The following is an 11,924-nucleotide window of genomic DNA, read 5'->3' on the forward strand; positions in this document are numbered from 1 at the left end:
TCGGCGCCAGCGACCACTGCCCCTCACGCGGTGAAGACAGTCGCCTCGTGCCCATCGGCTTCGAGCGGGCTGAAGACGTACCCATCCGCCGTCAGCTCGTAGGGCACGACGGCGGCCATCACCCCGCCGCCGGAATGCTCGGCAGCGCCGTGGATCCCGTCCGACCCATGCTCGGGGAGGTGCACGTCTGAGGCGAACGCCACGGCCTGGTACCCGTCGCGGCCCTGACGCAGGAGTTCGAGAACGTCGCCCATCATGGCCTCGGCGTCGAGATCGCCCTCGGGGTTGTCCCTCTCGGAGTCTGCCTCAGGCGGGGCCACCATCACGAGCCGCAGCTCGCCGTCGCGATCCAGTGTCACTCCGAAGGGCAGGAATCCGCCGTTCTGCTCGAGGTGCTCCTGCGCGAGCCCCAAGGCGGTGCCGAGCACCTCGCGGAGCTGGGCCTGCTGGACGTCCTCGGGCGTCATGCCCGAACGAGGGCGAGCACGGTGTCGCGCAGCGCGTCGAGCGTAGGGCGGTCCTTAGCCTCGCCGTTGAACCGCAGGAACGGCTCGGTGTTGGACGGGCGGAGGTTGAACCACCATGTGCCGTCCGTCGCGGAGAACGTGGTTCCGTCGAGGTCGTCGATCGCGACGTCGTCGCCCTCGTACTCCTCGCGCACGCGGGCCACCGCCGCAGCCTTGTCCTCGATCTCGGAGTTGATCTCGCCTGAGGAGACGTAGGGTTCGTACTCGGCCGCGAGCTCGGACAGCTGGCGGTCCTGTTCGCCGAGCGCCGCGAGGACGTGCATGGCCGCGAGCATGCCCGTATCGGCGTTCCAGAAGTCACGGAAGTAGTAATGCGCCGAGTGCTCGCCGCCGAACACCGCGCCCTCCTCGGCCATCACGGCCTTGATGAAGGAGTGTCCCACGCGCGTGCGGATGGGCCGGCCACCGTCGTGCTGGACGAGCTCAGGGACAGCCCGCGACGTGATGAGGTTGTGGATGATGGCGGGCTGGTCCTCGCCGGCAGCCTTGGCGCGGGCGATTTCCCGGCGCGCCACGAGCCCCGTGATGGCCGACGGCGAGACCGGCTCGCCCTTCTCGTCGATCACGAAGCAGCGGTCGGCGTCGCCGTCGAACGCGAGGCCGATGTCGGCGCCGTGCTCCACGACGGCCTTCTGCAGGTCGCGGAGGTTCTCGGGCTCGAGCGGATTGGCCGGGTGGTTCGGGAACGTGCCGTCGAGCTCGAAGTAGAGCGGGACGATGTCCAAGGGCAGGCCCGGCAGCAGCTGGTCGCCGAGGACCGCGGGCGTCGTCATCCCCGCCATGCCGTTGCCCGCGTCGACCACGACCTTGAGCGGGCGGATGGAAGCCAAGTCGACGAGCTGGCGCAGATAGGCGGCATAGTCGGCGAGGACGTCCCGCTGGGCGACGGTTCCGGGGGTCTCCACCGCGGGAACTGAGCCGTCCGCGAGGTACGCCTCCGCCGCGGCCTGGATCTCCTTGAGGCCCGTCTCCGAGGAGACGGGCTGGGCGCCGGCCTTGGCCATCTTGATGCCGTTGTACTGTGCAGGGTTGTGGCTCGCGGTGAACGTCGCCCCCGCGGCGTCGAGGGCACCGCACGCGTAGTAGAGCTCGTCCGTGGAGATCAGACCCAGAGTGCTGACGTTGCCGCCGCGCGCAGCGGCCCCCTTCGCGAAGGCGTCGATGAACTCGGGGGAGGACGGGCGCATGTCGCCGCCCACGAGGACGGTCTTTCCCGCCAGCCCGAGGACGTCCACGAAGGCCGCGCCGACGGCCTCGACAATCGTCGCGTCGATGGTTTCGCCGACGATCCCGCGCACGTCGTACGCCTTGAAGGACGGGGAGAGGTCGGGAGCGGAGTTCACGTTGCTGGTCACGGGCTAGATTCTACCGGCGGCTCCGACAAGGCTGATCCGGCGGTTGAGCTCGGCCGCTTCGGGGGCGTAGAGGCACCTCAAGCACGACGGCGCGTCCCCGCCCGAGTGGGGAACGCGCCGTCGTGCTTCTGGGCACGGCAAGTGCCGGCCAACTGCGGGTGCGCAACGCTTTGACCAGCGGTTAGCCGACCATCGCGGGGGCAGAGAGGCGTCAGTACGCCTTGACGCGCTGCTCCACGATGAGGTGGACGAGGGCGAACGTGTGGTCCTCGTCGATCGCGCGCAGTGCGGACTCGAGCGCCGCGGGGACGTCAGCGTCGCGCTCCACGCGCACGCCGAAGCCGCCGAACGCCTGCGCCATGAGCGCGAAGTCGGGGTTCTTAAGCTGGGTGCCGGAGATGCGGTGCGGGTAGTGCCGCTCCTGGTGGGAGCGGATCGTGCCGTACTCCTGGTTGTCCATGACGATCACGAGCGGGGTCGCGCCGTACTGCGCGGCGGTCGCGAGCTCCTGGCCGTTCATGAGGAACTCGCCGTCGCCGGCGATCGTCACCACGCGGCGTCCCGGGTAGGCGAGCGAGGCGGCGATCGCGGAGGGCACGGAGTAGCCCATCGAGCCATTGCGGGCCGAGATCATCGCGGCGTAGCGCTGGGTCGGGAAGTAGCGGTGCGCCCAGTTCGTGTGCTCGCCGGCGCCGAGGGTCACCATGGCATCCTCGGGCAGGCCCGCCACGAGGTTGGCCATGAGCGTGTCCATGCGTGCCTGGCCGTCCGTGGGGGTGGCCGGGGGGAGCGTGGAGAACTTCTCCTGCTCGCCGCGCATGCGCTCGGTCCATGCCTTCCACCCTTCGCGGACCGGCAGGCTCATGAGCGTCAGGTCGCGGACAAACGAGTCCGGCTTGGCGACGATCTGGTGGGAGACCGGCCCGGAGCGGCCGCGCAGGGACGGATCGATCGTGACGAGGAAGTTCTTCTTGGACCAGTCCTGCCGGGCCAGGAAGCCGTCCGTGATGACGTCGCCGGGCACGGTGCCGACGAAGACGAGGAGGTCGGTCTCCTCGAGGAGGTTGTAGGTGGGCTTGGGCCGGCCGTAGCCGATGGGGCCCACGTAGGAGGGCGAGTCGAACGGGATCGTGCCCTCGCAGCGCCATTCGGCCGCGGCAGGGATGTGGTGGTCCTCGAGCCAGTTGGTGAGCGCGGTGGCGCCTTCCTGGGTCCAGTCGTTGCCGCCGACCACGAACAGCGGCTTCTCCGCCTCGCTCAGCGCCGCCTTGAGCGTCTTCCAGTCCGAGACGGTCATGCCGCCCTCTGCGACCGGGATCTGCGGGTGGACCGTCGCGTCGATCTCCTGCTGGATGACGTCTTCGGGCAGGCCCACGACGACGGGTCCGGGACGGCCGCTCATGGCCGCGAACATCGCCTCGGCAACGATCTCGGAGGCCCGCTCGGGGTGGTCCAGGACCATGACGCGCTTGGCCCCGGTGTCGAACCAGGACTTGATGTCGAACTCCTGGAACGCCTCGCGGTCGCGGTGCGCGAACGGGATGAGGCCCACGAAGAGGACCATCGGCGTCGAGTCCTGCCACGCGGTGTGCAGCCCCACGTGCGCGTTCGCGGCACCCGGCCCGCGCGTGACCATGGCCACGCCCGGAAGCTGGTTCATCTTCCCGTCGGCCTCGGCCATGTACGCGGCACCGCCTTCGTGGCGGCACACCACCGTCTCGATCGAGGACTTGTGGAGTCCGTCGAGGACGTCGAGGAACGACTCGCCCGGTACGACGTAGGTCCGCTTGACGCCGTGGGCGGCGAGCGAGTCGACAATCACATGGCCCGCGCTCTTGCGGACGGGGGACTGCTCGGCCTGGACCGGCTGGAGGGCATCAGAAAGGGGCGGCACCGTTGCCGTCATGTCACGTTTCCTTCGCTTGGCACTGAGATATCACTACGGTAACGGGCGGCGGGCCCACTGGTCAGCGAAGAGTGTCGGATGTCACCGCCATACTTGAGGCATGGCAGGGAACGTGAGGCAAGACGTCCACTCAGCGGACCATGTGACGGTTGATGACGAGACGTACGACGGCGCGCAGGGCCTCGCGGACGCGGGTGCGGCAGGTCTTCGGGCTGAGGCCCTGGGCATGCTGCGCAGCCTCGTCGGGAGGGACGATGCAGCCTTCCACCCGGGCCAGTTCGAGGCTATCGAGGCGCTCGTGGCCCACGGTCGTCGGACCCTCGTGGTCCAGCGCACCGGCTGGGGCAAGTCCGCAGTGTACTTCGTCGCGTCCCTGCTCTTGAGGTCACGGGGAGCCGGGCCGACCCTCATCGTCTCGCCCCTCCTGGCGCTCATGAGGGACCAGGTCGCTGCGGCCGCCCGCGCCGGCGTGCGCGCGGTTGCGATCAACTCGGCCAACCGGCTCGAGTGGGACGAGGTGCACGCCGCGCTCGAGGCGGACGCCGCCGATGTGGTGCTCATCTCTCCCGAGCGCCTCACCCACCCCGGCTTCCGGGAGCAGCACCTGCCCGAGCTCCTCGCCCGCACGGGCCTCCTCGTGGTCGATGAGGCGCACTGCATTTCCGACTGGGGCCATGACTTCCGGCCCGACTACCGCCGCATCGCCGCGCTCATCGGCGAGCTCCCGGCGTCCGTACCCGTGCTCGCCACCACCGCGACCGCCAATTCCCGCGTCGTCCTGGACATCGAGGAGCAGCTCGGTGCCGGGGTCCTCACCCTGCGCGGCTCTTTGGGACGCGAGTCGCTGCGCCTCGGGGTCCTGCGCCTGCGGGACGCAGGCCATCGTCTCGCGTGGCTCCTCGGGCACCTCGAGGACCTGCCGGGGAGCGGGATCATCTACACGCTCACGGTCTCCGCGGCGGAGGACACTGCGAGGATCCTCTCGGAGGCAGGCCACGCCGTGCTCGCCTACACCGGCAAGACGGACACCGAGGACCGCGAGCGGGCTGAGCAGCTCCTGAAGGACAACCAGGTCAAGGCCCTCGTGGCAACGAGCGCCCTCGGGATGGGCTTCGACAAGCCGGACCTCGGCTTCGTGGTCCACCTCGGCGCGCCCTCGAGTCCGGTGGCGTACTACCAGCAAGTGGGCCGCGCGGGCCGCGGAACCGCGAATGCGGACGTCCTGCTCCTTCCGGGACCCGAGGACCGGGACATCTGGCGGTATTTTGCGACGGCGTCGATGCCGGACGCGGCGAAGGCCCAGTCCGTGATCGCCGCGCTCGGAGAAGCGGCCCGGCCGCTCTCGACAGTGGCCCTCGAGCCTCTGGTCGAGCTGCGGCGCACCCAGCTGGACCTGCTGCTCAAGGTCCTCGCGGTTGACGGCGCGGTGGAGCGACTGGGCAGCGGGTGGCAGGCCACGGGCCGTCCCTGGGAGTATGACGCCGAACGGTACGCCCGCATCGCAGAAGCCCGGGTCGCCGAGCAGGATTCGATGGTCGTCTACGAGGAGACGGCCGGGTGCCGCATGGAGTACCTCACGAGCGTGCTCGACGACGAGACGGCCGCGCCGTGCGGCCGTTGCGACAATTGCGCCGGCCGATGGTTCCCCGGCAGCGTGGATCCCTCCCTCCTCGAGAGTGCAGGCACCCAGCTCCGCCATGCGGGCGTCCCGATCGAGCCTCGCGCGCAGTGGCCGTCCGGCATGGAGAAGCTCGGGGTTGCGGCCAAGGGAAGGATTCCCGCGGATGAGCAGGTGGCCGAGGGCCGGGTGCTCGGACGGCTCACGGATCTGGGCTACGGCGGGCCGCTGCGCGAGCTCTTCTCCGCCGCTGCCGAGGACACTGAGGTGCCGCCCGCGCTGGCCCGGGCCTGTGTGTCACTGCTCTCGGCCTGGGCCCGCGGCGATTCCGCGGCGGGCCCGTGGAGCGGCGCGGGGCGACCAGCCGCCGTCGTGAGCGTCCCGTCGCTGACCCGGCCACGACTCGTCGACTCCTTGGCGCGGGGCATCGCCCAGGTGGGCCAGCTGCCCTATGTCGGAGCCCTCGAGCGGACGGAGGCGGCTCGCGCGGGCCAGGCTGGGGGCAACAGCGCCTTCCGGCTCGCCGGAGTGTGGGAGGCGTTTGACGTAGGGCCGGCACTGCGGGAGCAACTCGCTCGCGTTGCGGGCCAGCCTGTGCTCCTCGTCGACGACCTCGTGGACACTCGGTGGACGATCACGGTGGCCGGCCGATTGCTCCGCCGTCACGGCGCCGGTGTGGTCCTGCCGCTCGCTCTCGGTCAGTCCGGCTAGCTGTTGCGCAGCCAGGACTATGACACGCATCACGTCACAGAATGATCACGAATTGATCTCATTTCGGTAGGGTGGGGAAGAGCTACTGTACGTGTCTTGGAGGAAGGGCCCACGTGAGCCGTCCGGCCCTGCCGATCGCCCGACGTTGGGCGGTCGTCGTCCTCCTTCTCGGTGCCTTCACGCTTATGCTGGCCGTCTCGCCTGTCCAGAACGGCACTCCGGCGGAGGCATCGATCCCCGAGGCCAAGCCGGCCGCCCCGAGCACTTCCGGGCCCGGTGCCCCGACTGCTGCGGCACCTCCGTCCGCGGCGGTGAACCTTGCACGTACCGCGTGCGACACTGCGCGGGTGACGGCCCAGACCGATCAGGGCGTCACGCTTGCCTACCGCATCACCGACGAGGCCGGCAACGTCGCCTCTACGGGAACTTTCACGGGCTCACTCGACCGCACGGTCTGGCTCTCGACGGGGCACGACTACACTGCGACCCTGACCGCGCAGGCAGGGGGTCCGCAGCTCGCCTCCTCGGCCCCGGTGGATCTGCATCCCACATGCCCTGTCACGGTGACTGCCGACGCCCCAGGGTTCTCCGATCCCTGCGGCACTGAGCGCGACGCCGTCGTCGTCCCGAGGATCATTGGCGTGGAGTACCGCGTGGGCGGCACCGTGCTCGTTCCCGGAGCCAATGCGGCGACTGGCGTGGTGACGGTGGAGGCTGTGGCTCGGCCAGGGTACCTTCTGGTCGGCTCCTCCACGTGGACCCATGGCTTCACTGCAGATCCCTGCCTCGCGGCACCCGAGCCTCCAGCTCCGGCACAACCGCTCCCCGCGGCCGTCGGCCCCAGCGCTGCGCCGTCCCCCGGTGTGCCGCCGCCCGAATCGGCCGCACAGGTGCCGTCGTCGGCCGGGCCGTCGCGGGCCGCGGCTCCCGAGCGGGACGACCCGGCGGTCCGCAGCCCATCAGACCCCGCGGCACAGGCTTCTGTGGGCGGACCGGGCCCGCTCGCGTGGGGGATCATGATCGCCGTCGCCGTGGCCGGGGGCATCGTGTTCTGGCTCAAGACGCGCCACTGAGGCCGCGTCCTCGCAGCCGCGGGGACGAAGAACGCCCCCGATCCGAGGACCAGGGGCGTTCTTCCTTCTCAATCACAACGCGGAGACGGGGGGATTTGAACCCCCGGTCCAAGTTTCCCCGGACCCTTCATTAGCAGTGAAGTCCATTCGGCCGCTCTGGCACGTCTCCAAGCTGTCGCCAGCCTGACAAGCGTACCCAGAAGGGTAGGGAGACGCAAAAACGGCTCCCCGATCTCTCGTCCGGAGGGGGCTACCGCAGCGTTCCCGTCACTGCGCGCCAGAGGAAGCTCTGGCTGCGGGCCTGGAGCGCCGCGGCCTGCCGGTTGTCTGACGCACCGGCGTGGCCGCCTTCCAGGGCTTCGTGGAACCACACGTTCGGGATGCCCATGGCCTCCATGCGCGCGGCCATCTTGCGTGCCTGCACGGGGCCGACCCGATCGTCTGACGTCGCCGTCCAGATGAACGTGTCCGGGTAGTCCACGCCGTCGCGCAGGCGGTGGTACGGCGAGAACGTTCTGATGAATTCCCACTCTTCCGGCTTGTCGGGGTCGCCGTACTCGGCGATCCATGAGTACCCGGCGGAGAGCTTCGTGTAGCGGCGCATGTCCAGCAGCGGCACCCCGCAGGAGATCGCCCCGAACAGCTCGGGATAGTGCACGAGCATGTTGCCGACGAGGAGCCCGCCGTTGGACCCGCCCGAGCAGCCGAGGTGTTCCGGCGAGGTGACGTCGCGCCGGATCAGGTCACGGGCCACGGCGGCGAAATCCTCGTAGGCGCGGTGGCGGTTGGCCTTGAGCGCCGCCTGGTGCCACGCGGGCCCGTACTCGCCGCCGCCACGGATATTCGCGACGACGTACACGCCGCCCTTCTCGAGCCATGACCGACCCACGGTTCCCGAGTACGCGGGAGTGCGCGCGATCTCGAACCCGCCGTAGCCGGAGAGCTGGGTCGGCGCGGTGCCGTCGAGCTCAAGGCCGCGCGGCGAGATCTGGAAGTAGGGCACCTGGGTGCCGTCCGTCGAGGTCGCGAAGTGCTGTTCGACCTCGAATCTCGACTCATCGAAGAACGACGGCGCCCGCTTCACGTCCGTGTGGTCCCCGCCGAGGGTGCCGCGCAGCAGCGTGGTCGGGGTGAGGAACCCGGTCGCGACAAGCCAGTAGTCGTCCCCGGCCTCGGGGTCCTCGTCGTCGACCGCATAGCTCTCGACGAGGTGCAGCGGCGGGCACGCATCGAGCACGCGAGACGACCACGCGCCGTCGTGCGTGTCGGTTTCCTTCGACCCCCGCTGGGGCGCGGTGAGCACGCGGATCTCGGAAGACACGTCGCGCAGGAGGTTGAGCATGAGGTGGCTCTTCGTCCACGACCACGACTGCAGGGACGTGTGTGCATCCGGTGCGAACAGCACGGTCAGCTCGCGGGAGCCGCCCATGAAGGCCTCGAAGTCGGCCACGAGCAGCGACCCCGCGGCGTAGGTTTCGCCGTTGCCGAGCGTCCAGTCCCGCTGGGGGCGGAACAGGATCCACTCGCGGTGCAGATCCACGTCCACATCGGTGGGAACGGGGATCTGCGCCCATTTCTCGTCCCGCCAGACGGCGTGCTGCACATCGAAGAAGCTCATGCGGTCACTCGCGATGATCCGCTCGAATCCGGGGGTGTCATCGAAGCCGGCGCTGGCCATCATGTGCTCGGCGGGGACCTCGAACATCACTTCGGCGTCGGCGAGGTCGACGCCGCGCGGCAGCTTCCGCACGATCCGCGGGTAGGACGACGTCGTCACGGCGTCCTCCCCGAGCGTCGAGGAGACCAGGAGCGTGTCCGCGTCGAGCCAGTCCACGCCTCCCTTCGCCGCGGGGAGCGAGAAGCCGCCTTCGGCCGTGGAGATGAAGGTGCGGTCCTCGACGTCGTACTCGCGCACCGCTGCCGCGTCGCCGCCGTCGGGGGAGAGGCGCACCATGCAGCGACGCCAGGAGACGCCGTCGGCCGGGCGCAGGAAGCCTGCCCCGCCCCACACCCACTCGGTGCCCTCGGCGGCGGCGAGCGCATCGACGTCGAGCACTGTCTCCCACTCAGGGGCGTCCGTCACGTAGGACTCCCACCGGGTGCGCCGCCACAGGCCCTTGGGGTGCGTGGCGTCACGCCAGAAGTTGTAGTACCAGTCGCCGCGCTTGGAGACCATGGGGATGCGGTCCGTTGAGTCCATGACCTCGAGGATGCGGGCCTCGAGCTCCGGATAGTCGCCGGTCTCGAGGAGGTCCTCGGTGCGGGCATTCTGCTCTCGGACCCACGCGAGCTGGTCCTCGCCATGGATGTCCTCGAGCCACAGGTTCTCGTCGACGGGGTCGCCTGGAGCGTGGGCGAGGGTGGTCGTGTCTGCGGCGGGGTCTGGCGACTGGGCACTCATGGCGCTATCCTTGCATGCCCCCGACTAAGCTCAACCCTATGGTTCGGGGAGGTGTGCTGCGGGTGGCTGTGGTGGGCGGCGGCCCGCGCGGTACCTCCACGGTGGAGCGACTCCTTGCGGTCCACGCCCAGCAGCAGCCGGTCGCGCACGACGCCGCGGGCGCACCTCGCGTCGCTGGCGGCCAGCGGCTCGAGGTCACCGTGTACGACCCGTACAGCCCGGGCCCGGGGAAGGTGTGGCGCACGGAGCAGCCGCGGCTCTTCCTCATGAACACGCAGTCGTTCTACCCGACGCTCATCCCCAGTGAGCCGGGCCTCGCGCCGCCGCTTGCGGGCGGAAGCTTCGACGAGTGGCGCGCCGCGCAGCGCGAGGCCATCGATGCCGGGGCCTGCACCCTGAGCTCCGACGAGCAGGCCGAGCTCAAGGGCCTCGAAGCCCGAGACTTCCCGCCGCGCCCGCTCTACGGGCGGTACCTCACGGATACCTGGGCCGCGCTCCTCGCCGCGGCCCCGACCGGCGTCACCGTGCGCCACGTCGCGGCCGAGGTGGCCCGCGTGGGCCGCACCCCGCACGGGTTCGCCGTGACGTGCGTGAACGGGCGCGCCCAGGAGGCGGACGCCGTCGTACTGGCCCTCGGGCACGTCCCGGCGGGCCTCGGTCGCGAGCAGCAGGCGCTCGCGGCGGCGGCAGGGCGGCTGGGCCTGCACTATTTCCCACCCGCTGCGCCCGCAGACGTCGACTGGGACCAGCTGCCTGCCGGCGAGACGGTCCTCGTCCGCGGGATGGGCCTGAACTTCTTCGACGTGATGGCCGCCCTGACCGAGGGCCGCGGCGGGCGCTTCGCGGAGGGTCCGGATGGGCGCCTCGAGTACACGCCGTCGGGTCGGGAGCCGCGCATCGTCGCGGCCTCCCGCCGTGGCGTGCCCTACCGTGGCAAGGCCGAGCTCGACGCCTACTACGCGCCGTCCGTGCGGCTGCGCTGGTTCACGCGGGCAGCCGCACTGGCCCCGCGCGCGGCCGGCATCCAGCCTTCGTTCGATCAGGACCTCTGGCCTCTCCTTCACCGCGACACGCTGTGGGCGTACTATTCGACGCTCGCGCGGGTCGAGCCCGGTGCCGTCGCCGATGGGTTCCTCGACGAGCTGTCCGCGGCGCTCGCCGTGGAGGGCCCCGGGTGGGAGCAACGGGCCTCGCGCGCGGCGCACGACGGCGTGGTCTCGGCACGGCGGCTCGACCTCCGAGCGCTCGGCTCCCCGCTCGCGGGCTGGCACGCGCACGACCGGGCCGACCTCGACGCCCGCGTCCTCGCGCACCTGGACGAGGACGCCGCCGGATCCGCGCGCGGCGAGGACGATCCGGTCAAGATGGCGATCGCGGCTTTGCACCGAGGCCGTGCCGTCCTCAAGGAGGCCGTCGCGGACGGCGGCATCACCGAAGCCTCGTGGGTCTCGGGGATGCGCGGATGGTTCGAGGGCCTCGTCGAGGGGCTCGCGAGCGGGCCGCCCGCACTCCGGATCCGACAGTTGGCCGCCTTGGTGCGGGCCGGCGTCGTGAGCACCGTGGGGCCGGAGCCGAGGTTCTCGGTCGATCGATCCGGGCCCGCGTTCACCGCGTCCTCGCCGTGGGTCGGCGGCCCGGACGTGCGGGCGCGTTGGCTCGTCGAGGCGCTCGCGCCAGCGAACGTCATTGCGCGGGCCGACTCGTCGCTTGTGGCGGGTCTGCTTGCGGACGGGCTCGTCCGGCCACGGTTCCTGGCCGGAGCCGACGGCGTTCCCCAGCCCGCAAGCGGGCTCGATGTCACGGTGCCGCCGTACCGTGCCCTGGACGTCAACGGACTGCCCGTCGAGGGGCTCTACGTCCTCGGCTTGCAGCTCTCAGCGGTGCAGTGGGGCACAGCGATCGCCGCAGAGGCGCACCCGTTCGCGGCTCCCGGCGAGGCGAACGACGGCGCCCCCTACCCGAGCGGGCAGCGCACCCTCCGGGACGCCGACGCGATCGCGCGGGACATCCTTGGACGTGCAGGGCTGATGCAGGACGCGGGCTGGCCAGGGGGCTGACCAGACGCGGACCGGCGGCCCCTGCGGGCTCGCGCCACACGCTGGTCGAGCCAGCCGGGCGCCGCGCTAGATGAGGCAGGCCTCGTGGGTCTCGCCCGCAGGCACGGCGGGGGAGGCCGCGACGCTGTAGTGCGTGTGGCTGTGGCGGGTCACGAGGATCCCGTGCCCGTTGGCCTGGGCAACAGGACGGACCGTCTCCTCTGCGGCGCTGAGGAGGGAGTCGCGCACGCCAGCGTGCGGGACGGAAACAGTGATGTGGTTGGTCATGGCGAACTC

At 70.6% G+C, this 11,924-nt stretch carries 8 protein-coding genes and 1 tRNA gene; 3 read left to right on the forward strand and 6 right to left on the reverse strand.

Features of this window, described 5'->3' with window-relative positions; all coding sequences use genetic code 11:
* Positions 1 to 23 precede the first annotated feature (23 nt).
* The 3 genes from AB5L97_RS03450 to AB5L97_RS03460 all read right to left on the reverse strand — a co-directional run bounded on the left by AB5L97_RS03450 (position 24) and on the right by AB5L97_RS03460 (position 3,788).
* Positions 24 to 467, reverse strand: a complete 444-nt coding sequence (locus tag AB5L97_RS03450) for a hypothetical protein (protein WP_369046476.1) — start codon at positions 465 to 467, stop codon at positions 24 to 26.
* Positions 464 to 1,882 (reverse strand): phosphomannomutase/phosphoglucomutase, encoded by a 1,419-nt coding sequence (locus AB5L97_RS03455; protein ID WP_369046477.1) that lies wholly within the window; start codon positions 1,880 to 1,882, stop codon positions 464 to 466. The genes AB5L97_RS03450 and AB5L97_RS03455 overlap by 4 nt, the downstream gene beginning before the upstream one ends.
* Before the next feature lie 211 nt (positions 1,883 to 2,093).
* Positions 2,094 to 3,788, reverse strand: coding sequence for a thiamine pyrophosphate-dependent enzyme (locus AB5L97_RS03460; RefSeq protein ID WP_369046478.1), 1,695 nt, complete (start codon positions 3,786 to 3,788; stop codon positions 2,094 to 2,096).
* Positions 3,789 to 4,014: 226 nt separating this feature from the next.
* On the opposite strand from AB5L97_RS03460, the gene AB5L97_RS03465 reads away from it, so the two are divergent.
* Together AB5L97_RS03465 and AB5L97_RS03470 are read left to right on the forward strand one after the other, a co-directional pair.
* Positions 4,015 to 6,117 (forward strand): RecQ family ATP-dependent DNA helicase, encoded by a 2,103-nt coding sequence (locus tag AB5L97_RS03465; RefSeq protein ID WP_369047343.1) that lies wholly within the window; start codon positions 4,015 to 4,017, stop codon positions 6,115 to 6,117.
* Between the two features lie 113 nt (positions 6,118 to 6,230).
* Entirely contained in the window at positions 6,231 to 7,190 is a 960-nt protein-coding gene (locus tag AB5L97_RS03470; protein ID WP_369046479.1) for a hypothetical protein, read from the forward strand.
* A gap of 80 nt (positions 7,191 to 7,270) precedes the next feature.
* On the opposite strand, the gene AB5L97_RS03475 is transcribed toward AB5L97_RS03470, so the two are convergent.
* Positions 7,271 to 7,359, reverse strand: a tRNA-Ser gene (locus tag AB5L97_RS03475).
* A gap of 81 nt (positions 7,360 to 7,440) precedes the next feature.
* Entirely contained in the window at positions 7,441 to 9,591 is a 2,151-nt protein-coding gene (locus tag AB5L97_RS03480; RefSeq protein WP_369046480.1) for a prolyl oligopeptidase family serine peptidase, read from the reverse strand.
* Between the two features lie 38 nt (positions 9,592 to 9,629).
* On the opposite strand from AB5L97_RS03480, the gene AB5L97_RS03485 reads away from it, so the two are divergent.
* Complete coding sequence (locus AB5L97_RS03485) at positions 9,630 to 11,648, forward strand: FAD/NAD(P)-binding protein (RefSeq protein WP_369046481.1); 2,019 nt, start codon at positions 9,630 to 9,632, stop codon at positions 11,646 to 11,648.
* A gap of 66 nt (positions 11,649 to 11,714) precedes the next feature.
* On the opposite strand, the gene AB5L97_RS03490 is transcribed toward AB5L97_RS03485, so the two are convergent.
* On the reverse strand, positions 11,715 to 11,915 hold the full coding sequence (locus AB5L97_RS03490; protein WP_307959085.1) for a hypothetical protein: 201 nt from the start codon (positions 11,913 to 11,915) through the stop codon (positions 11,715 to 11,717).
* Between the last annotated feature and the right edge of the window lie 9 nt (positions 11,916 to 11,924).

It is taken from the genome of Sinomonas sp. P10A9 (genome assembly GCF_041022165.1).
Classification (GTDB): Bacteria; Actinomycetota; Actinomycetes; order Actinomycetales; family Micrococcaceae; genus Sinomonas; species Sinomonas puerhi.

Bases quoted from the DNA above. Each gene is read 5' to 3' on its own strand.
- AB5L97_RS03490 (WP_307959085.1), bottom strand. From the start codon at position 11,915: ATGACCAACCACATCACTGTTTCCGTCCCGCACGCTGGCGTGCGCGAC.
- AB5L97_RS03485 (WP_369046481.1), top strand. From the start codon at position 9,630: ATGGTTCGGGGAGGTGTGCTGCGGGTGGCTGTGGTGGGCGGCGGCCCG.
- AB5L97_RS03465 (WP_369047343.1), top strand. From the start codon at position 4,015: ATGCTGCGCAGCCTCGTCGGGAGGGACGATGCAGCCTTCCACCCGGGC.
- AB5L97_RS03460 (WP_369046478.1), bottom strand. From the start codon at position 3,788: ATGACGGCAACGGTGCCGCCCCTTTCTGATGCCCTCCAGCCGGTCCAG.
- AB5L97_RS03480 (WP_369046480.1), bottom strand. From the start codon at position 9,591: ATGAGTGCCCAGTCGCCAGACCCCGCCGCAGACACGACCACCCTCGCC.
- AB5L97_RS03450 (WP_369046476.1), bottom strand. From the start codon at position 467: ATGACGCCCGAGGACGTCCAGCAGGCCCAGCTCCGCGAGGTGCTCGGC.